14 protein-coding genes are annotated in these 26,177 nt (G+C 64.2%); 12 read left to right on the top strand and 2 right to left on the bottom strand.

The window, feature by feature from the left end; translation table 11 throughout:
* The first annotated feature begins 68 nt into the window (after nucleotides 1–68).
* The 5 genes from ASG57_RS35525 (at nucleotide 69) to ASG57_RS35505 (ending at nucleotide 16,584) form a co-directional block, all read left to right on the top strand.
* On the top strand, nucleotides 69–13,205 hold the full coding sequence (locus ASG57_RS35525) for a filamentous hemagglutinin family protein (RefSeq protein ID WP_057199188.1): 13,137 nt from the start codon (nucleotides 69–71) through the stop codon (nucleotides 13,203–13,205).
* Between the two features lie 263 nt (nucleotides 13,206–13,468).
* On the top strand, nucleotides 13,469–13,681 hold the full coding sequence (locus tag ASG57_RS35520; protein ID WP_057199187.1) for a hypothetical protein: 213 nt from the start codon (nucleotides 13,469–13,471) through the stop codon (nucleotides 13,679–13,681).
* A 288-nt stretch (nucleotides 13,682–13,969) separates the two neighbouring features.
* The gene (locus ASG57_RS35515) at nucleotides 13,970–15,178 is read left to right on the top strand and encodes a polysaccharide biosynthesis/export family protein (RefSeq protein WP_230646573.1); all 1,209 of its coding nucleotides are present in this window, start codon (nucleotides 13,970–13,972) and stop codon (nucleotides 15,176–15,178) included.
* A gap of 162 nt (nucleotides 15,179–15,340) precedes the next feature.
* Nucleotides 15,341–15,757 carry a hypothetical protein gene (locus ASG57_RS39580; protein ID WP_230646572.1) on the top strand — a complete coding sequence of 139 codons (417 nt, stop codon included), beginning with the start codon at nucleotides 15,341–15,343 and terminating at the stop codon, nucleotides 15,755–15,757.
* Nucleotides 15,758–15,831: 74 nt separating this feature from the next.
* The gene (locus tag ASG57_RS35505; protein WP_244490953.1) at nucleotides 15,832–16,584 is read left to right on the top strand and encodes a lytic transglycosylase domain-containing protein; all 753 of its coding nucleotides are present in this window, start codon (nucleotides 15,832–15,834) and stop codon (nucleotides 16,582–16,584) included.
* A 54-nt stretch (nucleotides 16,585–16,638) separates the two neighbouring features.
* Here the strand turns inward: ASG57_RS35505 and ASG57_RS39575 are convergent, their stop codons facing one another.
* Nucleotides 16,639–16,902, bottom strand: coding sequence for a FecR/PupR family sigma factor regulator (locus ASG57_RS39575; protein WP_230646571.1), 264 nt, complete (start codon nucleotides 16,900–16,902; stop codon nucleotides 16,639–16,641).
* Nucleotides 16,853–17,512, bottom strand: a complete 660-nt coding sequence (locus tag ASG57_RS39570) for an RNA polymerase sigma factor (protein ID WP_057199186.1) — start codon at nucleotides 17,510–17,512, stop codon at nucleotides 16,853–16,855. Before ASG57_RS39570 ends, ASG57_RS39575 begins: the two co-directional genes overlap by 50 nt.
* Nucleotides 17,513–17,756: 244 nt before the next feature.
* On the opposite strand from ASG57_RS39570, the gene ASG57_RS35495 reads away from it, so the two are divergent.
* The 7 genes from ASG57_RS35495 to ASG57_RS35465 are packed head-to-tail and all read left to right on the top strand — an operon-like array spanning nucleotide 17,757 to nucleotide 26,166.
* The gene (locus tag ASG57_RS35495) at nucleotides 17,757–19,622 is read left to right on the top strand and encodes a ShlB/FhaC/HecB family hemolysin secretion/activation protein (protein WP_082529105.1); all 1,866 of its coding nucleotides are present in this window, start codon (nucleotides 17,757–17,759) and stop codon (nucleotides 19,620–19,622) included.
* Entirely contained in the window at nucleotides 19,623–21,551 is a 1,929-nt protein-coding gene (locus ASG57_RS35490; RefSeq protein ID WP_057199185.1) for a DUF2341 domain-containing protein, read from the top strand. It abuts the gene before it with no gap.
* Between the two features lie 4 nt (nucleotides 21,552–21,555).
* On the top strand, nucleotides 21,556–21,960 hold the full coding sequence (locus tag ASG57_RS35485) for an ExbD/TolR family protein (RefSeq protein WP_057199184.1): 405 nt from the start codon (nucleotides 21,556–21,558) through the stop codon (nucleotides 21,958–21,960).
* A gap of 9 nt (nucleotides 21,961–21,969) precedes the next feature.
* The gene (locus ASG57_RS35480) at nucleotides 21,970–22,692 is read left to right on the top strand and encodes an energy transducer TonB family protein (RefSeq protein WP_057199183.1); all 723 of its coding nucleotides are present in this window, start codon (nucleotides 21,970–21,972) and stop codon (nucleotides 22,690–22,692) included.
* A gap of 41 nt (nucleotides 22,693–22,733) precedes the next feature.
* Nucleotides 22,734–24,548, top strand: coding sequence for a putative porin (locus ASG57_RS35475; protein WP_057199182.1), 1,815 nt, complete (start codon nucleotides 22,734–22,736; stop codon nucleotides 24,546–24,548).
* A 2-nt stretch (nucleotides 24,549–24,550) separates the two neighbouring features.
* Nucleotides 24,551–25,144 carry a hypothetical protein gene (locus tag ASG57_RS35470; RefSeq protein ID WP_057199181.1) on the top strand — a complete coding sequence of 198 codons (594 nt, stop codon included), beginning with the start codon at nucleotides 24,551–24,553 and terminating at the stop codon, nucleotides 25,142–25,144.
* Nucleotides 25,141–26,166: a peptidylprolyl isomerase gene (locus ASG57_RS35465; RefSeq protein WP_057199180.1), complete on the top strand. Its 1,026-nt coding sequence runs from the start codon at nucleotides 25,141–25,143 to the stop codon at nucleotides 26,164–26,166. The genes ASG57_RS35470 and ASG57_RS35465 overlap by 4 nt, the downstream gene beginning before the upstream one ends.
* Nucleotides 26,167–26,177: the final 11 nt, after the last annotated feature.

Raw genomic sequence — 26,177 nt, 5'->3', positions numbered from 1 at the left:
AATGCGCCGCACGGGCCAACCTGTGCGGTTGCCCGGCTGGAACCGTTCAATTTTGAAAGTGCTGCGGCGTGCACCATCCCGATTCTGTTAAGCCGTCCTCGCGCGCGAATGCTCTGGGCGCGCGCCGTGCCTTCCACCGTTCGCTCCTGTGTGGCGTCAGTCTGGTCGCGTTGTCGCTTGCGAGCGGCTTCGGTCATGCGCGCAGCCTCACGCCGGGCGCTAATGCGGTCGCGCCGACGCAGGAGACGCAGCAGGCCGCGATTCAGGCTGCGCAGCAGGCGGCGGGAGCCGCGACGCAGGCGCAGGCCTCGCTGGCCCGCGCTGCCGCCGCGCTAGCCGCCGCGAGAAAATTGCAGGCGGACGCGGCGGCCGCCGCGCGGGCCGCCGGCGGATCCGTGCCGAACGGGCTGGTCACCGGCGGGCTGATGCCGACCGGCGGTACCACCAGCGATCCGCTGGCCGGGATCAAGCTCGATCCGTCGAAATGGACCGGTGCCAACGCGCCCACGCAGACCACCAAGGATGCGAATGGCGTCAAGAAGGTCACGGTCGACATCCAGCAGACCCAGAAGAAGAGCATCCTCTACTGGGACTCGTTCAACGTCGGCGCCAACACCACCGTCAATTTCCAGCAATCGGCTTCGGACTGGATTGCGCTCAACCGGGTGCAGGACGCGAGTGCGTCGCCCAGCCGCATCCTCGGTCAGATCAACGCGCTCGGCGGCGTCTATCTGATCAATCGCAACGGCATCGTGTTCGGCGCCGGGTCGCAGGTGAATGTTCATACCCTGATCGCCTCCAGCCTCGACGTCGGCAAGCTTGGGACTTCGCTCGAGGATCGCGACAAATTCTTCCGCGACCAGGGCATCGCCAACCTGAATTCGTTCTCGATCTACGACAAGGACGGCGGCGCGATGACCAATCTCATCGCGGGGGACATCAAGGTCGAGCGCGGCGCGTCGATCACCGGCAACATCCGCTACGATCAGGTCGCACAGGGCTCCCCCGGTTCGGTCTTCCTTTTTGGCGCCAATGTCTATAATTCCGGGTCGATCACGGCCACCACCGGCGAGGTGGCGATGGTCGCGGCGCGCACCATCGACGTGGTGCCGAACGGCTATTCCGCGTTTCCCAAGGAAGTGCTCGGCAAGGACGACAAGGGCAATACCAACAAGTTCCCCGGCACGGAGTTCAGGCTCTCGCAATTCGCGGCGTCATACAATGCCGATCCAAACGGCGCGGATCCATTCGGCTACCCGCGCACCAACTTCTACCTGCCGGGCACAGGCGAAGCCGTCCACGACGGCGTGATCGATATCGGCCGCGGCGTGCTGGTGATGAACGGCGACAAGGTCAGCATTGCCAATCCGACCGATGCGAACGGCCGGGCGCTCACGGACAGCGCGGGGCATCTGCTCCAAGGGGTGGTTTCCGCCGACACCAGCATCAGCCGCAACAGCTTCGTGCTGTTGCGCGCCGCCACCAGCGCCACGGTGGACGGCGTGATATCGAGCCTGCCGGTCGATGACGGCTCGAAGGGGCTACCCTCCACGCAGAGCTTCGTGCCGACCTACATCGAGGCGTCGGCGCAGACCAGCGTGACCATCGGTGCGAACGGCCTGATCTCTGCCCCGTCGGCGCGGGTCTCGCTCAACGCGAAGACATTTGCGTTGGCGAACGGGGACAACAACCTCCCGCCCAGCCTCTTTCAACAGGGGATGTCGAGCGCGGCGAGTCCGTCGGGCAACAAACAAGGCGTTAGTTCTAATTCTCAGGACCCCCAGTCCGTCCTGCTCGCGCCGGGTGCGACGATCGACGTGGCAGGGCTTCAGAACGTCGAGTTGCCGGCCGGCTACAACGTCATCCCGGTCAGGCTGCTGGCCGAGTTCGCCGACATGCCGCTGCAGCGCCCGCCTTACGCCACCGTGTCTGCGGACGGCAGCGGCGTCGTCTACGGCCAGACGCTGTGGATCGACATCCGCAATTCCGGCACGCGCAGCGACGGCACGACCTGGGTCGGCACGCCGATCGCCGATGCCAGCGGTTACGTCGCCAAGGTGCCGCGCAGTATCTATCAGTTGATGACCGTCGGCGGCAGTATCAGCCTCAACACCGACCTGACGGTCCAGAACGGGCCCGCAGGCGTCACCACGACCGGTTCCGTGATGAACGTCGCGGGCGGCAGCGTCAAATTCCAGTCCGGCATGGTGAACACCACGCGGCTGATCGGCAGCGACGGGCGCATCTACGACATTTCCAAAGCCGACCCGAACATGACCTATCTCGGTATCGCCGGCCAGTTCATCCGCGACCATGCGCGGTGGGGCGTCACCGAATACTGGTCGACGCAAGGCCAGGTCTATTCGCCTGGCTTCACCGAAGGCCACGCTGCAGGCGGCGTAAGCCTCGAGACCGTCAAGATCGCGCCGCTCGACAAAGGCACCATCTATTTCGGCTCGACTGCCGGCGAGCGGCAGATCAGCGGCGGCCAGCTGCCGGCGCAGGGCTCGCTGACGCTGACCACCCCGTCCAGCGTCCAGATCGGCGCCGCGGCTTCGGCCAATTACACTACGCAGAGCGCCTACACCACCAATCTCTCGGCCGAGATTCTGTCGAGTTACGGCCTGAGCTCGGTGTCGGTAACGGCGAACGATTTTGTTCTTTCGGAGGGCAGCGCGCTCAACCTGGCGGCGGGCGGCAGCCTTTCCGTCACTGCGGGCGGAGCTATCGACATCGCCGGAACGGCGTCGGCGGCAGGAGGAAAGGTCAACCTCGTTACTGACCGAGAGTCAGTTAGCAAGAATTTCACGACGTCTTTGTTCAAGGCACCCCAGGACTCATCAGGCAATACGACTGCCGCGAATGTGTTCGTCGAAGGGACGATCGATGTCAGCGGTCGTTTCGTCAACGACACCGGCCGCATGGCCGGTGTCGATGCAACCGGTCCAGCTTTTATCAATGGGGGTTCGATCTCGATCAGCACGACCAAGGACAGCCTTGATGTCACCGGAGGCGTTATCGACACGACCGGCAGCATATTGCTCGGGCAGGGTAGCCTGCTCGATGTGTCGAGCGGTGGATACATTGGCACATCCGGCAAGGCGCAGACCGTTGCGACCGGGACGATGAAGGGTCAGGCGGGGAGCATCTCTCTCAGCCTCTACAACGGCAAGCCTTACACGGTTGATCCTGGACCGCATCCACCGACCGCGAATGTCGCCACGCAAGCTTTTATTGCTCTTGATGGCACCCTGCGCGGCTACGGCTTCGAGAGCAACGGCAGCTTGAGGATCGCCGCGGCGAACACGATCCGGATCGGCGGCACATTGCAGCAGGGAGAGACATCGTCGATCCGCATTGGAGGGGTTGCAACGACGCTGCCTGCTTCGCTGCTCACAAGCGGCGGCTTCGGCTCGTATACGATCGGATCGGTTGAAGATCAGTGGTCCGGCGCAAAGGCCAGTATCGTCGTTTCCGCCGGTACAAATCTGACGCTTCAACAAAGAAATCTGGCAAGCCTTTTTGATTACTCCACGACACCGGCCGGAACCAAGCTCGGCCAGTCAGCCACGCCGCAGCTTGCGCTGCTGCCGGACAATCAGCGCAAGTCCGTCGATCTGACGCTGAAGGCCGACCATATTACGCTTGATACCGGATCGGTGATCACCACCGATCCCAAGGCGAACATCGTGCTGGCGGCTGTGAATGACAACCGCGTAAACCTCAAGCCGTCTGACCCACTTTGGACCGTTCCTGCACAATCGGTCGAACTGCGCGGCACGATCATCAATCACGGCGGATCCGTCTTCATCAATTCGACGAGCACGCATCTCTCGTCCGGGGCTAGGGTCGATCTGTCGGGGACGTTCGTCGGAAACTCGCTGTTCGGAACGGTCAATGGCCCCGTGACCAGCGGGAGCTACATTGCAGGCGGAACATTCGCGGTCGAAGCCGGTGAACTGAGCTTGGTGTCCGGTCAGACCTATTACGCTTATGCCGCCCGATCGGGCTCTCTCGTTGCCGATGCCGGTGCCGTGGTCGACGTCTCCGGAGCGGCCGGCAGCATCCAGGTGGCCAATGGCCGAAACGCGTCGACCACGCAATGGACGTGGAGCGACGCCGGCACAGTCAGCGCGAATGTCTCCGGGTTCGCCTGGGGCGGCAGCTTTGCAGCGGCCGGCGGCCGGTATGTCGCAAGCGATGGCAGCGTGAAGTCGGACACGCGTGCGAGCGGCGGTACGGTCCTGATCGGTGGCGGCGCGATCAAGCTTCGCCAGGACGCGTCCGAGGTGACGGCCGCGGTGAATGCCTACGCCTCGGGATTTCAGCCTGGATCTCTGTTCGTAGCGGCAGACCAACTTGCCCCGTTCGACAACGTCTATCTTTACGCGGCGAGCGCGCAGGGAGGGGCGAGCCGCATCTTTACCGACCGCCCCGGCAACATCTACGGCATCACCTCGCCCTCATGGGCCAGCCTGTCGATCTCGGGTTCGCTGAACTGGAGCGTGAACGGTCGCCTCGAAATCGCGGCAGGCGTCATCAATGCGCCGGCGAGCGCAGCCGATATGCGCATCTCCGCGCCTTATGTTCTCCTCGCTGGAAGCGGCAGCGCGCCGGCCAGCGGCAGCAGCACGCTGACCGTCAACGCGCAGACCATCGACCTGCAGGGCGAGCAAGGGATTGCGAAGACCGGAACTCCGACCAAGGGTCTCGATTTCTCTGGCTTCGGCCAGGTCAATCTGATCGCTAGCCAGGATATCCGGCTCGGCACGCTCAAGGTCGCCAACGGGCTCAAGACGAAGAACGACGACAACGCGGCCACGGCCGAGCAGTCGAGCTTTACCGGCAATCTCGTCACGGCCGGCGATCTGCTGTTCTCCGCCCAGCGCATCTATCCCGTCACCGCCGTCACGTTCGGCATCGAAACGCCCGGCAACGTCAAGTTCACCGCGCCTGCGGGCAGCGGCACCACCATTCCGCTCTCGGCTGGCGGCGGTATCACGGTTCGTGCGGCGACCATCGAGCAGGCGGGCAATCTGTTTGCGCCGCTCGGTACCATCACGCTCGGCAATACCGATGCGTCCGTTTCGCCGATCATCACCCAGTCGGTGGTGCTGGCGCCGGGAAGCCTCACCTCGGTCACGCTGGCCGACACCACCGTGCCCTATGGCGCCACCTCGGACGGCACCAACTGGTACTACAACGCGAACCTCAATCCGCTGTCGGCGCCGCCGTCCAAGGGACTGATCCTGTCGGGATCGACGGTGACGCGCGCCGACGGCTCGACCATCGATCTGCGCGGCGGCGGCGATCTCCAGGCCATGGAATGGGTCCCGGGCAAGGGCGGATCGCGCGACGCGCTGACGACGACGCCCTCGGGTCAGACCGTCTATGCGCTGGTACCCTCGCGCGGCGATTCCGTTGCGGCCTATGACATCCATTTCGCTTCTGCGCGCAGCGCCGACAACGGCGTGACGATCACCGCCGGTGACAACGTGCCTCTGGCGGGTCAGCAGATCACGATCGATGGCGGCAACGGCATCCCGGCGGGCACGTACACGCTCTATCCTGCGCACTACGCGACGCTGCCCGGTGCGATGCGCGTCGTCGTCTACGCCCAGGACAACACCGGCAAGAACATCCCGACCGGCACCAGACTGACCGACGGCACCGTCCTGGTCACGGGCAATTACACGCAGTCGACGGCGCCCGGGAAGCAGTCATCGGGGCAGACGGTGTTCGCCGTGCAGACCAGTCCGGTGTGGCAGCAATACAGCGAATACAGCTTCAACGGGGCCAACTCCTATTTTGCGCAGGCCGCAGCCAAGCAGAACAAGACGCCGCCGCGACTGCCGATGGACGCCGGCCGTCTTTCGGTGTCGGCCCTACAGACCATTATCCTCAACGGAATTGCGCTGACCCAGCCCGGCAGCGACGGCAAGGGTAATATCGGCCGCGGCGGCGAGCTGGACATCAGCGCGCCGAAACTCGCCGTGCTCAGCCATGCGGCTTACGAGGCCAACGACGTTCCGGCCGGCTATGTCGGACTCGATGTCGGCCAGATCAACGGATTCGAGAGCGTTCTGATCGGCGGCAGCCGCAGCGACATCGCCGCGGGCACCCTGATCACGCCGACGGCGAGCAACGTGGTCGTCGATACCCGCGGCGAGGCCCTGAGCGCGCCGGAGATCCTGCTGGTCGCTCAACAGACCGGAGAGTGGCAGCGGGCCCAGCAATATGTGACGGTCGGATCCAGCTCGGTCCTGATCGACGTGCCGGTCTATGTTCCGGTCGAGGGTAGCGGAACGGTGACTGTCCAGTCCGGGAGCGTCATCGAGACCAAGGGCACTGTTCACGCCGGCCTCGGGCGCCAATACATCGTCGTCTCGGACCAGCAGGCGGCAATTACCGCCCAGAGCGTCGCCACCGCGTTGGGAGGCACGCTGTCGGGCACGACGATCACCGGCGCAGACCTGACCAAGCTTCCGGCGTTTAGCGCGGCTAACCAGCAGGTGCTGGGATACTATGCCAATGGTGGTGCGCAGCAGCCTGGGCGCGGCGCATTGTTCGCGGCCAGCAACGATCCCACGCTCCAACTCACCGGACCATCCAAGACCGGCGTCTCGGCGCCTTCGCTCACGATCAGCTTCAAAGACGTCACGACGAACGTGCCGGGCCTGCCGACCGGACAGGTCACCGGAAGCCTGACGCTGCCGGGGGGCAACACCAGCGATAGCGGCAACGTCGTGGTCGCCGACGGCGTCACCATCAAGACCGATACGCTGACGCTGCAAGGCACCGCCGCCAACAAGGCCATCACCATCAATACGACGGATCTGCACGCCAGCCGCGTCAACTTGGTCGCCCCGAGCATCGGGGTCGGCACGGCCACCCCGGTCGCCGGCGTGAGCCTGGTGCTGCCGGCCAACAGCGTTCAATTCGCTGACGTCCAGACGCTCGCGCTGCGCGCGCTGTCGGCACCGATCGCCGTCTACGGCAGCTTCAATTCGGGAACGCGCAACCTGATCCTCGATGCAAATGGCCTCGCGCAGGGCCTCGACGGCGGCGTCGCGCGCGATGCCACCATCACCGCCAGCGAGACCATTACACTCACGAACACGGCCGGACCGGCCTTCAGTGGCGGCGCGACTGCCGGTGGCAACAGCCTGCAACTTGTCGCCAAGGACATCGAGTTCGGCAACGTCCCGGTCAACGGCATCACGCAGGCCGCCTACATGACGATCGCGGGCTATTCCAGCGTCGGTATGTCGGCGAGCGAGCGTGTCCTGATCAAGGGGCCGGGCGCCCTGGCGTTGGGCGTCAACAATACCGACAAGGTCGATCTTGCGATCACGACGCCAAGCGTGTTGGTTGCCGGCGCGAGCGGTGCGAAGTCGCAGAACTTCTCGATCACGGGTTATGCCGGCAACGTCACGATCCGGGACAGCGTCACCCGCACCGGCGCGGTCGATCGACCGGCGGACAGCACCGAGGTCGGCGGCAGCCTGAAGGTGACAGCCGCCAACGTCACGATCGCCAGCACGATTCAGGCGCAAGGCGGCACGATCACGCTGAGCGCGATCGCCGGCAATCTCGAGCTCGAGAAGGGCGCCTATCTGTCGGCGGCCGGCTACAAGAAGACCCTCGTCGACGTCGATACCTACGCGCCCGGCGGCAAGATCGTGCTCAATGCCGATATCGGCACCGCGTTCCTGCCTTTCACGGGGGAGGGTAAGGTCAAGATCGATGCCGGCAGCGTTATCGACGTTGCGCAGCCCGCAGGCGGTCTCGGCTATGGCGGCGAGATCAACGTCAATGCCACTCGCAGCAGCGCCACGATCGAGGGCACGCTGCGCGGCGCTGGCGCCGCGGGGCTCGGCGGTCGTTTCAAGCTCGATACGCTGGGCAGAGTCGACCTGACCTCGCTCGCCGACATCCTGCTCTCGGGCGGTCTTACCGGTTCGGTCGACATCCACACCCGCACCGGTAATCTCGAACTGGAGGCCGGCCATACCCTCAAGGCCAATGCCGTGACGCTGACCGCGGACGATGCCGCGTGGGACAGTAGCGACGCGAGCAAGCAGTTCGGGCAGGTGAAGATCCGCGGCCTGATCGATGCGACCGGCTATGGCGGCAAGACCGCCGACGGAACCGGACAGACCGGCGGACAGGTTGCACTGTACGGTGCCAACGCGGTTCTCCTCGCCAGCAGCGGCGTGATCAACGCCTCGACCACGCATGCCGACGAGCGCGGCGGTGACGTGACCATCGGCATCGGTTGGGACGCGAAATCGAAGATTTACCTGCAGCAGGGCACGCAGATCAACGTCTCCGGCGGCACCAAGGGCGGCCTCAGCGGCGGTACCGTGACGTTCCGCGCGCCGCTCGACGGCAACAATGACGTCAAGGTCGCGGCCATCAGCAATGTCGCCAACGCGGCCGGCGCACAGGGGCCCAAGTTCTACGCCGACGGCGGCAAGACTTTCGACGAGCTGCCCGTGCTCGACGCCACCAACAACGTCAACGATCGCACCAGGACCAGCATCGTCGGGGCGCGCTCGGTCGCCGTCAACGGCTACATCGCGTTCGACACCGCGGCCGGCAAGAACGGCATCGACGGATCGAGTCTCGGCTGGTTTGGCACGATCGACACGTCCGGCTGGTACAAGGGCGTCGATACGAACGGGAATCTCATTCCCGCGACGACTGGCTCGTGGACCAATGTAAGCGGCTTCACGTTGAATCCGAGCAGCGTCTTTGCCGGATTCTCGGGTGTGCCCACCACGACCGCGAGCGTCCGAGACGGTACGGGTCAGGTCATCGCGACCATCAGTGGATACGTGATGGGGCTCAACGCGTTCAGCGCGTTGCCGCCCTCTGACCCCGGGTTCGTCTTCGACGGCAGCACCACCTACAAGATCACCTTCGAAGGAGGGGCGCAGGGGACAGTCTCGACCCTGGCGTTCGGAGGCGCTCTGAACATCGTCATCACAAGTCCCGGCAGCGGATATACGGCTGCGCCGACCTGGGCGGACATTACGAGGTCCGACGGTCAGACCGTGAGGGTCACTGCAACCCGCTCCAACCTGAAAATCGTCTCGGCCCAGATCAACCTCGCCGATGGTTTTACGGGGTATAGCGGCTCCACGCCGTCGAACATTGTCGTCTCGGGCGCCGGAGGTATTCAGGTCATTTCCTTCGCGACGGGGACGAGTTTCTCCGGCAAGACCGTCGCGTCGTCTGACGGAAAACTCACCTTCGTACCGGACACGCCCAACTTCATCCCGCTGAAGTCCAGCGGCGTCTACGATCCTTTCAACCCGGCGACACAGGGTACCGCAGGCATTGCCACCTTCACCGGTGGGGTCGGTACCGGGAACGCTTTCTTCGGGGACATCGTCTCGCAGATCACCAAGGGCAACTGGACCCACAACGGCCAGAACTACGGCTTCAGCAACCTATTCACGCGGCTTGCGCCGCTCGTAGCCAGCCTCGGCGCCGATGTGGTGCATGTGCAGCCCGGGGTCGACCTCGTCAATTCGAAGGGCGACATCACCGTCAGCAGCAACTGGAATCTGGCCGCAGGCACTGCAGGCGGACTCAAGGACGGCAAGTTCGACCCGACCTCGAGCTATATCGATTTCAAGTACCGGCTCGTCACGCCTTGGGGCGGCCTTGACGCCGGCGCGCTGACGCTGCGCGCATCCGGCAACATCAATGTCAACGCCTCGATCTCCGACGGTTTCTTCCAATTCGGAAACTATCTTGGCACCAGCAGCGGCTCCACCCGCTATTTCGACGAGAACACCATCACTCGGTCGAACGGCGCGTATACCTACTATTTGAACACCCCCGGAAGCGCGAGCCCGGCAGCTGCGCCGTATAATCCGGCGGCTAACGGCGTTAGCCCGTCCAGCCTTGATCTCGCCGCGGCGGACCTGTTCCCGCACAGCTTGCTGGTCTGTACCGTCGATTGCAGCGCCGCCAACATCAAGACGATCACGGCGCCGTCGTCGTGGTCCTATAATCTTACCGCGGGCGCCGACATCTCCAGTGCGAATGCGAGCGCTCGCGTTTCGCTCGCTCGCGATGTCGGCGACGTCATCGTGGACAAGCACGCCAGCTACTCCCAGACGCTTGTGCAGGACAGGTTGTCTAACTCCACGGTCACAGTCGACATCCCGACCATGATCCGCACCGGGACTGGCAACATCAATATCGCGGCGGCGCGAGACGTGATCCTCAAGGACACCAGTGCGCCCGGCGTGATCTATGCAGCCGGCGTCAACACGGCGGCCTACGCCAATCCGTACAGCGTCCAAGCCGATGGGACGATCGTCGTGATCGATCCTAACGGCTTCTACGAGCCCCGCGTGCTGGGCTATGGCAACGCAGCCGCCGCAGATGCCCCCGATCTCTATTATGGTCCGCCGACTGCAGCGGCCTTCCCGGAGAAGGGTGGCGACGTCGTCATCGACGCGCAGCGGGATGTGATCGGCAATGTCACCGTCGACAAGAAAGTCCCTCAATATTATCAGCCCTGGCTGCTGTCCAATGCCGCGATCACCCAGAGCGGCAGCGCGGCGATCGTCGGGGCCGGGGTGTTCGCCCCCGCGGGGAACACGATCGCGTCGCAAACCGCTTGGTGGATCCAGTACGGCAGCTTTCAGCAGGGTTTCCTCAGCGCTGGCGGCAATATCAGCGTGTTCGCGGGACGCGACCTGGTCGACGTCTCGGTCTCGGCGCCGACGACGGGCCGCGTCACCGGCGGCCTTGCGGCGAGCAGCACGCCTGTTACGCACGTCTATGGCAGCGGCAACATGATCGTGCGCGCCGGCGGCGATATTCGCGGTGGATCCTTCTACGAGGGCTCAGGTCATGCCCGGATCGAAGCTGGCGGCGACATCCGCGACAACGGCACCATCTACCGCTATGCCAACAGCACGCTGGCGCTTCCGAACTCGCCGCAACTTGCGGTCGACACCGGACAAATCACGCTTGTGGCCGGCGGCTCGCTCGCGGTAGCCGGGGTCGTCAATCCGGCGGCGTTGCATGCCCAGCAGCCGAGCAGGGCCAATCCGCTGGAAACCGCCACCGATCCGACGATGGCTCTGTACTTTGACACCTACGGCCCAGACAGCAAGATCAGCCTCCTGTCCAAGTCGGGCGACGTGTCGATCGGTCTTTCGTCCCCCACGATCACGATGACGGCCGCGCCTGGGACCGCTGCCGCTTATCCCGCCAGTTTCGAGGCCATCGCCTTGCAGGGCGATCTGGTCACCACCGGCATCGGCGCGATCATCAACCAGAACGTGCCCGGATCGCTGGTGAGGACGCCCGGCATGGTGCTGAGCGCGTCCGATCACGGGACCTTCGCCCTGCTGGCGGCGGGAGATATCGATCTGACCTTCGGTTATCCGAAGCAGTCGAGCGGCGCTCTGGAAAAGTCGCCGCGTCCGCTGATCTCCGCCGGACCGGCTTTGTTCGACGCCGCGTTCGATCCCTACCGGCCGAACAGCGGTAACACCGAATCCTCCAGCCGAGCCGTTCTGGCGCATGCAGACGATGAAGGCCTCGACACCACGGCCCGGATCTACGCCGCCACGGGCACCATCACGGCGACGGGGACCTTCGGTGAACGTCTGAAGGGCGACCTACTCAAGATCTACCAGCACATCGAGATCAATCGGCCGGCAAGCATCTACGCCGGCGACAACATCGTCGATCTCAACCTCATCGTGCAGAACATCCAAGTCAACGACGTCAGCAAGATCGTAGCGGGCGGGGACATCACCTATACTGGCTATGCCAATGGCGGGGGCATCCAGGTCGCGGGGCCGGGTTATCTCGTGGTGCAGGCGGGCGGCGACATCGGTCCGTTCCTGCCTGCGGCGTTCAACAACGCGACACAGGCCCCGGTGCAGGAAGGTATCGTTTCGGTCGGCAATTCGAGCGCGACTCCGGTAGGAAATTTCTACGTCCCCAGCGCACCGTCGGGCGGCTCGGTGGGCATCTACAACCAGTCGCTGCTCGGGCCCGCGAACAACCAGCGGCGCAACGCGGCCTTGACCGAGGCTGCAGGCACCAAGGAAGGCGCCAGCATCGACGTGCTGTTCGGTGTCAGGTTCGGCATCGACTACGACGCGATGATCAGCAAGTATTTCGATCCTGCCAGCCCGACTTTCGTGGCCAACGTGAAGATGAAAGACGTCGCGACGGGCGAAATGCTGCCCCTGACGTTCGACCAATTCAAGAGCTTGCCGAAGGACCTCCAGCACGTACTCATCGATGAGGCCTTCTTCGGAATCCTGAAGGAGGTCGGTAAGGGTGCCTTCAAGAGCGCGTTCGGCTACGAGATGATCGACACCATGTTCCCGGCGAAGTTTGGCTACACCAGAAATACGCTGGGCGGCGGTGTGAGCGGTGCCAGCGAGCTCGTCAAGACCGGCGACATGAACTTGCTTCACGCGACCGTGCAGACCCAGCTCGGCGGCAATATCTCGATCTTCGGACCGGGCGGCAGTCTGATCGTCGGCTCCCTGGGGGCCGAGTCCAACGCCGCGCTGAAGCTGCGCGATATCGGTATCCTCACGCTCGGTGGCGGTGCCATCAACACTTTCACCGACCAGAACGTGCTGGTGAATTCGAGCCGCGTTCTCACCACCCAGGGCGGCGACGTTACGATGTGGAGCTCCAACGGCAATCTCGACGCCGGCCGCGGCTCCAAGACAACCCTGTCGGCGCCGGCGCTCCAGGTGCTGTATGATCAGGACGACTACCAGTTCATCGATCTCGGCGGCTATGTCACTGGCGCCGGCATCGGAACGCTGAAGGCCTCGGACGTTGCCGCAAGCTCCAATCTCTATTTGCTCGCGCCGCGCGGCACGATCGATTTCGGTACGGCAGGCGTGCAGTCCTCCGGCGATGCGGTGTTCGTCGCTCCCGTCGTCGCCAACTTCGGCAATGCGTCGGTCCAGGGTACTTCGACCGGCGTTCCCACCATTTCCGTTCCCAACATCGGCGCATTGACCGCCGGTTCGAACACGGCCGGGGCCGCCGCCAAGACTGGGGACGCGCCGACCGCCGGGGGGGCGAGCAAGCCGGCGTCGATCTTCATCGTCGAGGTCATCGGCTATGGCGGAAGCGATGGCCAGGATGACGGCAAGGAAACCAATGACAATTCGGAGCGGGACAGCAAGCAATGATCGACGCGATCATCCTTGTGGGGCGCGTGCCGCTCGATTTAAGAGCGCTAAGCCGTCGAATGGGGAGCAATGTTCCTTCCGAACGAAAAGCTTCGGAGACCCGACAACGGGCCGAGTCCGGAATCTGACACGTTGTTTAAATATCGGTCACAGCAACGATAAGAAACATACCTAAAAGTTCGGCATCGGCTTCGTTAAGGCAGAGGGCTGCTGTCCTGCGAAGTTCCTAAGTTTCTTTCTGATTTTGCGTTTTGGGGGTTGAAATGCGTGCGACACATCCGATTGAACAAATCTGCTCGGAGTCCGCACTGAACAAGTCGAAAGCCGAGGTCTATGATCTCGGTCTGCGGCAGGACGAAAGCGGCCGTCTGCGCCGGATCAAGAACCTCAAGCACGAGAACGCGTTATTGATGCGCATGGTCTCCGAGACGCAGATCGAGATCGCACGCCTGCGCGATCTGCTGGAATCGAACTGACACACATCGCATTTGTCGCTCGCGGCGGTGGCGAGTTGTAAGCCTGATCCAATCATCACGCTCGTCTCGGCGATCGCGGGGGGAAACTCTGCCCCCTGCGATCGAGCTTGCGCTGGCCCCTGACATGGTTGTCAGCCGGCCTCGCGAATAGCGCTGCCCGGAACCCTTGTTTTCGCGGGTGCACGCCGCGCGTCGTCTATCAAGCAGGACGATCCATCGTATCCCGGAATGGTGCAGCGTCCTGACGGTCGTCCGGGCCAACATCAGCTTGGTGTGAAACGAAGAGTCATGCGGTTTTGGAAGATTGCGACGATCGCATGTGCCGTGATCGCCTCGGCTGGTCTGGGTGGCTGCGGCTTCATACCAATGGCTGGGCCGGCCAGCCTCGACGTGAGGAACGAGAACACCAAGATTCTTCCTTTCGCGATGGTGCAGCTCAATCCGGATGTCGTGCAATTGCTCGAGAAATACGAGCCCAACGGACTGGCGGGGGTCATCGCCGACTCCCGTCCCCCCTCGAGTATCAAGTTCGGTATCGGCGATATCATCAGCGTCACCATCTTCGAGGCGTCGGCCGGCGGGCTTTACGTGCCGCTCGAGGCGGGCGTACGCCCCGGCAATTTCGTGAATCTCCCGGACCAGGCCGTCGACAATGACGGCAACATCACGGTCCCCTATGCTGGCCGCATTCGCGCCGCGGGCCGCACCAACGTGCAGGTCCAGGATGACATCCTGGCTCAGATCAAGAGACGCGCGATCGACCCGCAGGTCGTCGTCACCTCCAGTCAGCAGCGTTCCTCGCTCGTCAGCGTGTTCGGCGAGGTGAGGACGCCGGTACGTTTCCCGATGCCATCGGCGGGCGCGCAGGACCGCATCACCGACGCGATCACGCGCGCCGGCGGCATCAGCGGTGCCGGGTGGGAAACCTGGGTCGTGCTGGAACGCAATGGTAAGCGGGCGACAGTTCCGTTCGGCAATCTCGTCTATTTCCCGGAAAGCAATGTCTTCGTGCAGCCGGGTGATCGCATCTATCTGTACCGCGAACCGATGAAGTTCATTGCGTTCGGCGCAACCGGACAGCAGGGCGAGTTCAATTTCGACGCCTGGCGTATCAACCTCACCCAGGCTGTCGCCAAGGCTCGCGGGCTGCTCGACCTTCAGGCTGATCCGGCTTCGGTGTTCATTTATCGCCGCGAGCCGAGGGATGTCGCGGAGCGGCTGGGTGTCGACTGCTCGAAGTTCGACGGCGACACCGTCCCGATCGTCTTCAACGTCAATCTTCAGGATCCGGCTGGCTATTTCGTGGCGACGAGGATGACGATGCGTCCGTTCGACGTACTCTATGCCGCCAACGCGCCTCAGGTCGACGTGACCAAGGTTCTCTATTTCATCAACACGACCCTCGTGACGGCGCAGAGCGGCGTGAGCCTCGTCAACAACATCCGCTTCCCGGGCGCGACGACGTCGACGACGACGATCACGACCAGCGGTCCCTGATTGTCTCGGAACGTGACGGCGATGTGGGCTTGCATCTGGTGGCTTGACGCCCGGTCGGTAAATGTTACTCATCACATCGGACTGCGTCCTTCGCTAACTGATGATGTTACGAGGCGCTTCCGGCCGGGGCATCACGATGGGCCGGCGAGCAGGGAGAGCGGCATGAGCCGGGCTTCGCACCGACGTGGATGGTTGGCCGGGCAGGCGTTCGCTTGCCTGATTGCAATGGCCGGTTCCGGATACGCGCAATCTCCCGGTCCGGGGCCGCTCGACCTGCCGCCGCCGCCGCGGCAGGGCACTATCATCGGCGGCCAGCCTGGGCCCAACTTCGAGCGCTGTCTGGACGTGCAGATCGGGAACGAGGGCGCGTTCGGGTGTCTCAACCAGAAGCTCAGGCGCGAGGTGGACAAGGTGAATCCGTCGCTCAACTTGCCGCCCATCGATGCGCGCTCGCCGGACGTGCGCGTCGGCAATGTGAACGAGGCCGCTGTACGTCAACAGTATGGCCCGAGCTACGGTCGCTCGGCCATACCCTACCGGCCCCCGAGCTTTCCCACCAACGTTCTGCCGCGGCGATGATGTCAGAACGTTACCGACAGGTTCATGATCGTCGCGGGCGGCCGCTTCTATGGCTGCTGGCCGCCGTCTGTCTGTTGCTGTTGCCGGAGCGGGCGCGTTCCCAGGACGATGTCGCCGGAGGAAGCACCAAGGTCGATGCAGTCACCGACGTCGCGGCAGGCGATGACGAGGTGGCGCCGCTGGAGCTCGAACGTTTCGCGCCTCGACCGCTCACTGCCGCGGATTTCCCCCCGGCCAATCCGCTGCTCGGTGTGTCCGCCTATCGCACCGGCGCGATGTTCGGTCGCGATTGGCGCGCCGGCCGTGCCGAATACCGCCCGTTGATCGAGCGTGAGTCACTTGCCTTCGGCCTGCCGCCGGCCCTGGTCGACGCCGTGATGGCGGTGGAGAGTCGTTACAATCCGGGCGTGATCGGCATGGACGGCGAGGTCGGCCTGATGCAGGTGATGCTGCCCACGGCCCGGATGATGGGGTTTGCTGGCACGCCCGCCGAGCTGGCGACGCCGGAGATCAACGTGCACTACGGGGTACGCTATCTGGCCGGCGCTTGGCGCCGTGCCAACGGAGATCTCTGCACAGCGGCAATGAAGTATCGAGCCGGCCACGGAGAGACGCGGTTTTCTCATCTGTCGGTGGAGTATTGCACGCGAGTCCGCGCGCACCTTGCAGCCAGCGGAGTTCCCGTTACCGGCTCAGTGCCGCAGCCGACGTTCGGCCGCCCGTCGGGCAGTGGTAGCACTCGTACGCGCGTACGGACTGCCGGTGCAACGATTGACTTCGCCGCACTGAACACACGGCTGCGGGGGGCGGTCGAACGCAGGCCTTGATTGATCCAGGTTGGCTCGACGGCGCGTGGCACGGCAGCCGATCAGGCGGCCGCTTCACGAGCGGGGCTTGCCCGCGGGGGCACGCCGACGCCGTGGCGGCGGCCTTGCCGGGCCGTTCGCGAGCGCCTGGCCGATTGCGCGCCAGCATTTCACCGCATCGCGAAATGCATGCTCGTGAGCAGGGCTTCGCCCGCGCCAGTCGATCAGTTGCTCGGCGTCGCCGACCGTTGCCTCACCCGACTTGAGCCGCAGGATGAACGACAGGGCTTCACGAGTTAAGGGATCTAAGTGATCGACCTGATGGCTTCGCTTCGTCACGATCCAGCGCTTTCCCGCACCCGCCGACCGTGAGCGGATGCTCGCGATCGACGTATCTCTGTACGTATGACGAAGCTGGACGCTGAAAACCGAATTTGACTCGGGCGGGACGTTGCAGGCGATCGGCACAGTGTTCGACCGCCTGCTTGAGGTCTGTTTCGACCGTGCGGACGGTGACGCCGAGGAGGGCGGCGATCTCCCGGTTCGGCATGCCATCGATGCGCGAGAGCATCAGCACGCGTCTGCGGCGCTCCGGCAGCTCGGCAATCGCGTGCTTGAGGCGATTGACCTCGGATCGATCCTCGATCACCCGCGCGGCATCCGGCTGGTCGTCTGGAATGTCGAGCAGGGCATCGACCTCGACGGAGGTGAGGCGGCGCTTCTCGGCCCGACGGCGGTCGGCGGCGATGTTGAGCGCAATGCGAAAAAGGTAGGCCTTCGGGCTGCGCACCTGGCCGAGTTCGCGCATCCCTTCCAGGCGAAGATAGGTTTCGTTGAGAGCCTCTGAAGCGAGATCCGGCGAGCCCAGGCGGCGCGTCAGCCTTCGATCGAAGTCGACATACTCTGCCAGCAGAAGAGTCCGCAAGCTGCTGATGCTGTCGATGGTCATGCTACGCCCCACTTCACTCAGTCCCCATTTGACGGCGGGACGGTAGTTAGGCCGCACAACGATATTGTGACGAATTGTTAGTGAATAACAGCTGCATCACGTTAGTTGCGTTATGTTGCGCGGAATCATCACGTGGGTGCCGAGCGAGCCGCGAAAAAGTTTTTCGCTGCAGCGTGGGGCGTGACGTCTAGCGAATAAGGCCCATCAGACCGAGCTTTCGGTCGGGTTCGGGTTGACCGAAATAATGCTGCGAACCGTGGCGAGCGGGGCGCAGTGCGAGAATGATATCGAGGCCGAGGTGAATTCGCGTGGTCTGTATCATAACGGTGCGCATCGACGTGCGCCCTGGCTGCTGCGCGGCGGAAGAGCCGAACTTGCCCGCGCGTCGCGCCTGGCTTCTTGCGGACTGATCATCTGCGCGATCTGCACCACGAAACCGGCGGCAGCGAAATCCGAGACCGAGACCGCCAAGGTGACTGCAAAGCCTGCTGCCGCCGCACCTGCAACCGCAAAGCCGGGCAAAGATGCATCGAAGAAGGGTGAAGCCGCGAAGGATGCGGCCCCGGCCAAGCCGGCTGCGCCGGAGGCGCGCTTCGATATCGACGAATATCGCGTCGAGGGGGCGGACAGTTTGCCGCAGATTGAGATCGAGGCTGCTGTCTATCCGTTTCTCGGTCCCAACAAGACCGCGGACGAGGTCGAGAAGGCCCGGGCGGCAGTCGAGAAGGCTTATCACGACAAAGGCCTCCAGACCGTCGCTGTCTCGGTCCCGCAGCAGGATGCGCAACGCGGCTTCGTCGTGCTCAAGGTCGCCGAAAATCGCGTCGGACGGCTGCGTGTCAAAGGATCACGCTATTTCGATCTCGCGAACATCAAGAGCAGCGCGCCTTCGCTCAAGGAAGGAACCCTGCCGAATTTCCAGTCGGTGACGAAGGACATCGTTGCCCTCAACCGATGGCCGGACCGTCGCGTGACGCCGGCGCTGCGGGCCGGTGTCACGCCCGGGACGATCGACGTGGATCTTAACGTCGAGGATACGTTTCCGCTTCACGGCAGTGCCGAGCTCAACAACCGGCAGAGTCCCAGCACCACGGCGCTGCGATCCAGCGTGTCGCTCCGTTACGACAATCTATGGCAGCTCGGCCACTCGATGACGTGGAGCTTCCAGTGGGCGCCGCTCAATCCGAAGGATGCGATGGTGGTGTCGGGCTCGTATTTGGCCCGGACGGAGCTCGACTGGCTCAGCGTGCTCGTCTACGGCCTGAAGTCGGACAGCTCGGTAGCGACCGTCGGCGGCGCGAACGTCGTCGGTCCCGGTCAGGTCGTCGGCGGCCGCGCCGTGTTGACCTTGCCCGGCAAGGGCGAGCTATTCCACACGCTGTCGCTCGGCATCGACTACAAGGATTTCAAGCAGACGCTGCGGCTCGGCAGCGATGCTTTCGATTCGCCCGTGACCTACACCCCGCTCGTCGCGAGCTATGGAGCGAACTGGCAGGCAGAGGGAAGGCTGACGCAGCTCAATGCCGTCGTTACCGCGGGCTTGCGAGGGATCGGCAGCAGTCCGCAAGAGTTCGACGCCAAGCGCTACAAGGCGACCGCCAGCTTCGTGCACCTGCATGCCGACATATCTCACACCCAGGAGCTGGCCGAAGGCTTCCAGCTTTACGCCAAGCTGCAGGGGCAAGCCTCCGATCAGCCGCTGGTGTCCAGCGAACAGCTGAGCTTGGGCGGACAGGATACGGTGCGCGGATATTTGGAGTCCGAGGTGCTTGGCGACTATGGCGTGGCGGGAACGCTCGAAATCCGCAGCCCGAACCTTGCGCCCTACATGGCGCAAAACCTGCCGAACCCGACCGGTGAGCCCATCAAATTCAACGCTTTCGACGACTGGCGCTTCTTCGCATTCGCCGACGCCGGCCACGCGCGCATCCACGAGCCCCTCGTCGATCAGCAATCGCACTTCGACCTCGCCAGCTACGGGGTCGGAATGCGGATGAAGACACTTCGCTACTTCAACAGCATCGTATTCGTCGGCGTGCCGCTGACCAACCAGCAGGTCACGGTCGCCAATCATCCACGGTTCGGCTTTCGACTCTGGGGAGAATTCTAGATGTCGCTCCTTCGCTTCGGATCACATCCCCGATTTCGCCTGAGCGCGCCGTTGATGCTCGCTCTGCTGTTCCTTGCGGCGCTGTGGCCGAGTTCGGCGTCGGCGTGGTGGAACGAGCAGTGGACATTGCGTAAAAAGATCACCATCGACGCCGGCCCTTCGGGTGCCGGCATCAGTGATGCGATCGGCCCGGCTCCGGTGCTGGTCCGTCTTCATGTCGGCAATTTCCGTTTTGGCACGGCGAGGGAGGACGGCGGCGATCTGCGCTTCGTCGCCGCCGACGACAAGACGCCGCTCAAGCACCACGTCGAGAAATACGACTCGCTGCTTGGCGAGGCGCTGGTCTGGGTCGGCGTTCCCGATCTGAAACCGGGCGCCAAGAACGACATCTGGCTGTACTACGGCAACCAGAAGGCGCCTGCTGCGGTCGACGCAAAGGGCACCTACGATCCCGACACGCTGCTGGTTTATCATTTCAACGATCGCTCGACGCCGGCGCAGGACGTCACCGCCTGGGCGAACACCGCGCAAAATGCGGTCCCCGCCGCGGACGGCGCCATCATCGGCCAGGGCGCGCGCCTCGACGGCCAGACCGCGCTCATGCTGCCCGGCTCGCCCTCGCTGGTGGTCGCCGAGAATGGTGAGCTCACTTGGTCGCTCTGGGTCAAGATGACCGCGCCGCAGGCGGGCGCCGTGGTGTTCTCGCGCAGCGAAGGTGCCAACGGGCTCACTGTCGGGTTGGACAACGGCGTCGCCTTCGTGGAGGTCACGAATGGCGGCAACACGCAGCGCAGCGCCGGCGGCGCGGCAATTGCGCCCGGCACATGGCACCAGATTGCGTTCACCGCGAAGGCTGCCCAGATCACGCTTTACGTCGACGGCAATCAGGCCGCCACGCTCGCCGCCAGTCTGCCCACCATGACGGGCCCGGCGCAACTCGGTCGTGCCGCATCTGCAGTTGCCCCCCCTGCGGATGCGGCCGCCCCTGCCACCGATGCGGCTCCACCGGCGGCGCCGGCCAGCGCTGCCGCAGGCTTTGCCGGCGACGTCGATGAATTCCAGATCGCCAAGGTCGCGCGTCCGGCCGGATTCATCAAGCTCGGCGCGATCGGGCAGGGGCCCGATCAGGCCAAGCTGATCGCGTTCAGCGTCGATGAGGAAAACGCGGGCTGGTTCAGCGGCGGCTATTTCGGCGTGCTCCTGCGTGCGGTGACGCTCGACGGCTGGATCGTCATCGGCCTGCTCGCGATCATGGCGTTCGTCAGCTGGTACGTCATGGTCGACCGCGTCTCCTATCTGAATCGCGCCGCGGCCGGCAATTCCATCTTCCTCAAGCATTTCCGCGAGAGTTCGACCGACGTCGGCGGCCTGCTTCAACTCGACAGCCAGGAGAACGATCCGAATTTTGGTGGCGAGCTCGGCAAGAAGCAGCGTAAGGCGGTCCATGCCGCGCCGCTCTATCGCCTGTTCGCCGCCGGCGCGCAGGAAATCCGGCGGCGCTTTGCCGGCGGTGGTTACCGCCGGCTGTCGCCGCAGGCGATCCAGTCGATCCGCGCCGTGCTCGACAGCGGCTTCGTGCGTGAGAGCCAGCGCCTCAACCGGCTGATGGTGATGCTGACGATCGCGATCTCCGGCGGCCCGTTCCTCGGCCTGCTCGGCACCGTCGTCGGCGTGATGATCACCTTCGCGGCGATTGCGGCGAGCGGCGACGTCAACGTCAACGCCATCGCACCCGGCATCGCGGCGGCGCTGGTCGCAACGGTCGCCGGCCTCGGCGTCGCGATCCCCGCGCTGTTTGCCTACAATTATCTGACGATCCGCATCAAGGATGTCTCAAGCGAGATGCAGGTCTTCGTCGACGAGTTCATCACCCGGATCGCGGAGTCCTACGAGATACCGGACGAGCCGGTGAAGCAGGCGGCGGAGTAGACCGATGCAAGTCCAGTCCGAAAGCAAGCCGTACGACGACATCAACATCACTCCGATGCTCGATCTCGCTTACGTGCTGCTGGTGATCTTCATCATCATGACCACGGCGACCGTGCAGGGCATGAAGGTGAACCTGCCGAAAGCAAGCGCGGCGCCGAGCCTGGCGCAGCAGACCACCAAGGCGATCACGGTCGCCAGCGACGGCAAGCTGTTCCTCGACACGATTCCGGTGACGCTGCCCGAGCTCGAGCAGCGCCTGGTGCAGCAGCGTGCGCTGACGCCGGAGTTTCCCATCGTCGTGCGCGGCGACAGCCAGACGCCATATCAGAACGTCGTCGACGTGCTCGATTTGCTCGGCCGCCTCAACTTCACCCAGGTCGGCATGGCGACCAAGCCGTCGGCGCGATGAGACGGGACGATGGCGTGGGACGACGACAGCAACGAGGACAGTGGTCCGGCATGGCGGCGCTATCTGCTGCTCGGCGGCTCGGCGCTGGTCGTGATCGCGCTGACCGTCGGCGTCGTCGTCATGGTGATCAGCGGCGACAAGGATCCGCCGCGCAAGGTGAACGAGCTTCAGGTGACGATGGTGCTTCCACCGCCGCCTCCGCCTCCGCCACCACCGCCGCCTCCGCCCGAGCAGCAGCCGGAACAGCAGCCCGAGCAGAAGGTGATGGAGCAGACTCCGATCAAGGACGTCGTCGAGGAGAAGCCGGTCGACATTCCCAAGGATGCGCCGCCCGACTCCGGTCCGGATCCGACGCCGGGTCCGCCGGATCTCGGTCTCGGCAACGGACCGGGCAGTGGTGGGCTCGCACAGGGCAAGGGCCGCGGCGGCGGCGGGGGCGGCGGCAACAGCCGGTTCGGTTGGTATGCGAGCATCGTGCAGTCGCAAATGGAGGCGGCGCTCCAGGCCAACGAGAAGACCCGCTACGCCTCGATGCAGGCGGTGATCCGGGTCTGGCTCGACAGCTCGGGCAAGGTCAGCCGGGTGCAGCTGTCGCCTTCGACCGGCGACGGCGCTCTCGACGCGACGATCCGAGATCAGGTGATCGGGGGCATGCGCATGCGCGAGCCGCCGCCCAGGGACATGCCGATGCCGATCATCACCCGCATCACGGCGCGCAGCCGGGCAGGATGATGTCGAGTGACGACGAGTGAGTTGAGAGAAGAGGTGACGTCATGTGGCGTGAATTGAAAACGCGAGAGCTGGCGACGACGGCCCTGATGCTGATCGCATGCGCAGCCCCCGCTGCGGCGCAGGACGACGGCCTGCCGCAAGGCAAGCGCCCGACCGTATCACGCGCCGCGCCGCCGTCGTCGAACGCCACGGTCAATCTGATCAATCTGCTGGTGAAGCAGGGCACGCTGAGCGAGGAGCAGGCGGCCGCCTTGATCAAGCAGGCCGACGACGAGGCCTATGTCGCCCGCCAGGCGACGCGCGATGCCGCGACAAAGGCGGACAGCGCCGAAAAAAAGGCGACCGGCGCGGCGGACGCCGTCTCGCCCCCCGGCACCAAGCGCGTGACCTACGTCCCCGAGATCGTCCGCAAGCAGCTGCGCGAGGAGATCCGGGCAGAAGTGATGGACCGCGCGCACAAGGAGGGCTGGGCCTCGCCGGGGCTTTATCCGGAATGGGCGCAGCGGATCAAGTTCTACGGCGATATCCGCACGCGCTACGAGGGTGACTACTTCCCTCCGGGGAACGGGCCGCTCCAGAACTACAACGCCACCAATACCGGCAACCCGTTCCTCGAAGACAACACGAACGCGGTCAATCCGTATTTTCCCCCGACGTACAACACCAGCCAGGACCGCAATCGTTTTCGCTTTCGAGCGCGGCTCGGAGCTGACGTCAATCTATTCGAAGGCTTTACCGCAGGGTTGAGGATCGCGACGGGTGAAAGCAGTTCGCCGGTCTCGTTGAACCAGACCTTCGGCGGAAACGGAGGCAACTTCTCGAAATATGCGCTGTGGCTGGACCGCGCTTTTGTCAAATATCAACCAACGCAGGACATCGTCGCATCAGTGGGCCGGTTCGACAACCCGTTCTGGTCGCCCACCGATCTCGTTTGGTACAGGGACCTCGGCTTCGACGGCCTCGCTGTCCAGGTCAAGCAGGAAATCGCCGAAGGGCTCACGCCGTTCTTTGCGGGCGGCGCTTTCCCTGTGTTCAATACGGATTTGAACGCCGGCCTGAATACGTCCAATCTTTCGGGTCCGATCAAGCTGGCGAGCCGCGACAAATGGCTGTTCGGTGCGCAAGGCGGATTCGCAGCCAGGTTCGATCCTGAAACCACCCTCACAATGGCCGCGGCATACTACAACTTCACGAATGTTCGGGGGCGTCTGTCGAGCCAGTGTCTTGTCTATGCAGCGAGCGACGTGTGTGACACGGACCTGCTGCGTCCCTCGTTCGCCCAGAAGGGCAACACCTACATGCGCTTGCGCAACATACCCGTCGTCCTGCCCGTTTCCCCCGACGATAGCGGCACGCTGAATTACCAGTACTACGGTCTTGCCAGCGATTTCCGGCCGGTCGTCGCAAGCGCTCAACTCGACTTTGCGCACTTCAATCCGATCCACGTCGTTCTCGACGCGGAATACGTGTGGAACACCGCCTTTGATCCATCGGCCGTGGCCGCCGTGGCCGTGAACAACTTCGGATCGACCACCACCGGCGCACCCGGCTCCTATAACGGCGGCAACCAGGGCTGGCTTGCGCGCCTGACGGTAGGCAACAAGCAGATCAAGCATCTCTGGGATTGGAATGCTCATGTCGGTTACAAATATCTGGAATCCGACGCGATGGTGGATGCATTCGTCGATTCAGACTTCGGGCTAGGCGGCACCAACCTCAAGGGCTATTTCATTGGTGGCAATGTAGGCCTTGGCGAGAACATCTGGGCGTCGGTGCGCTGGATGAGCGCCAACAACATCGCGGGCCTGCCCTACGCCGTCGATATCGTCCAGCTCGATCTCAACGCGAGGTTCTGATCATGCGGGCTTTGCGTTTGTCGACCGCAACCGCGTTGGCATTGGCGATCTCCAGCGCCGCCCACGCCGATCAGGAATCCGACCGCCTCCGCGAAGCACTGCGCAGCGCCACGGCTCAGGCGCGGGCCGCCGAGGACCAGCGGGCCGCGGTGCAGGCCAAGCTGACCGCGGCCGAGCAGGAGCGGGATCGCCTGCGCAAGCAGAACGAGGCCTATCGTGCCCAGGTCAAGGAGGCCGAGCAGGCTTATCGCCAGGCCGTGAAGGACTTCAACGAGCGCATCGCCGAGCGTGACGATTCGCTGGAGAAGTGGAAGGCGGCCTATGGCGAGGCGGCCAGCGTCGCCCGCACCAAGGATGCGGAGCGTACCAAGTTCGAAGGCGAGGCGACGACCTGGAAGGCGAGCGCCAAGGCGTGCGAGGCCAAGAACGTCAAGCTCGTCAAGATCGCCGACGACGTCGTCAAGCAATATGAGCGGATGGATCCCTTGGAGAAGGTGCTCGACCACGATCCCGTATTCGGGCTGAAGCGCGTCGAGCACCAGAACGCCGCGCAGGAGTTTCGCGACAAGATCATCGAGCAGAAGGCCAAGCCATGACCATCTCCAAGTCCACGCTGCTTGCTGCCGCGCTTCTGACAGCCCTTTCGTCGATGACGATGGCGCAGGCCCAAACGCAGACGCGCAATTCGCCGCCCACCGCTCCGCGCCCGGCCCCCGCGCCGGCTCCCGCCGCGCCGGCACAGACTGCTGCGCAGGACAGCACGGCGGCGAAGGGCGGTGAAGTCATCGCCCGGGTCGGCGACAGCGACGTCACGGCCGAGGAGGTCCGCGCCACCATCCAGATGCTGGACGCGCGACAGCAGGCGGCAATGGCGCGCGATCCGGCGCTGCTGAGCCAGACAGTGCGCGCTCTCCTGGCCAATCGCCTGGTGTTGAAGGAAGCGACGGCAAAGAAGTGGGACCAGCAGCCGGGCGTGGTGACGCAGCTTGCGCGCGCCCGCGACAGCTTGATCGTCGAAACCTATCTGCAGTCGGTCACCGCGGTTGGAGACCAATATCCCAGCGAGGCCGAGATCAAGAGCGTCTATGAGGCCAACGCCAGCGCGTTCCTGGTCCCGCGCCGCTTCCGGCTGGCCCAGATCGTGGTCAATCTCGCGAAGGATGCTGACAAGGCCGCGGAAGATGCCGCGCGGCGCAAGCTGGACGACATCATGCGCAAGGTGAAGCAACCCGGCGCGGAGTTCGGTGCGATCGCGCGTGCCTTGTCGGAGGATACGGCGACCGCGGGCCGGGAAGGCGAGATCGGCTGGGTCGCCGAGCCCGACCTGCGCACCGAGATCCGCGCGCAGGTCACGGGCTTGCCCAAATCCGGGATCGGCGATCCGATCCGGCTCGAGGACGGCTGGCACGTTCTCAAACTGGTCGACACCGAGGCCTCGCATACACGGCCGCTCCCTGACGTGAGAGAAGCCCTGGTTCAGCGCATGCGCGCCGAGCGCGTCGAGGCGAACCGCCGCGCCTATGTGGCGGAGCTCCTGAAGCAGACCCCGCCGGTCGTAAACGAGATCGCGTTGTCGCGTCTGCTCGAACCCAAGCCCGACGCAGGGCCGTCGCGCTGAACGCCTGCTGC

Source organism: Bradyrhizobium sp. Leaf396 (assembly GCF_001424605.1).
GTDB lineage: Bacteria > Pseudomonadota > Alphaproteobacteria > Rhizobiales > Xanthobacteraceae > Bradyrhizobium > Bradyrhizobium japonicum_C.
The sequence above is the reverse complement of the archived record's forward strand: the minus strand, read 5'-3'. Positions and strand labels throughout refer to the sequence as shown.

What these genes read in the sequence shown, in the direction of transcription:
- ASG57_RS35515 (WP_230646573.1), top strand. Translation starts at nt 13,970, where the DNA reads ATGCGGTTTTGGAAGATTGCGACGATCGCATGTGCCGTGATCGCCTCG.
- ASG57_RS35465 (WP_057199180.1), top strand. Translation starts at nt 25,141, where the DNA reads ATGACCATCTCCAAGTCCACGCTGCTTGCTGCCGCGCTTCTGACAGCC.
- ASG57_RS35485 (WP_057199184.1), top strand. Translation starts at nt 21,556, where the DNA reads ATGCAAGTCCAGTCCGAAAGCAAGCCGTACGACGACATCAACATCACT.
- ASG57_RS35520 (WP_057199187.1), top strand. Translation starts at nt 13,469, where the DNA reads ATGCGTGCGACACATCCGATTGAACAAATCTGCTCGGAGTCCGCACTG.
- ASG57_RS35495 (WP_082529105.1), top strand. Translation starts at nt 17,757, where the DNA reads ATGCTGCGAACCGTGGCGAGCGGGGCGCAGTGCGAGAATGATATCGAG.
- ASG57_RS35470 (WP_057199181.1), top strand. Translation starts at nt 24,551, where the DNA reads ATGCGGGCTTTGCGTTTGTCGACCGCAACCGCGTTGGCATTGGCGATC.
- ASG57_RS39580 (WP_230646572.1), top strand. Translation starts at nt 15,341, where the DNA reads ATGAGCCGGGCTTCGCACCGACGTGGATGGTTGGCCGGGCAGGCGTTC.
- ASG57_RS35480 (WP_057199183.1), top strand. Translation starts at nt 21,970, where the DNA reads ATGGCGTGGGACGACGACAGCAACGAGGACAGTGGTCCGGCATGGCGG.
- ASG57_RS39570 (WP_057199186.1), bottom strand. Translation starts at nt 17,512, where the DNA reads ATGACCATCGACAGCATCAGCAGCTTGCGGACTCTTCTGCTGGCAGAG.
- ASG57_RS35490 (WP_057199185.1), top strand. Translation starts at nt 19,623, where the DNA reads ATGTCGCTCCTTCGCTTCGGATCACATCCCCGATTTCGCCTGAGCGCG.
- ASG57_RS35475 (WP_057199182.1), top strand. Translation starts at nt 22,734, where the DNA reads ATGTGGCGTGAATTGAAAACGCGAGAGCTGGCGACGACGGCCCTGATG.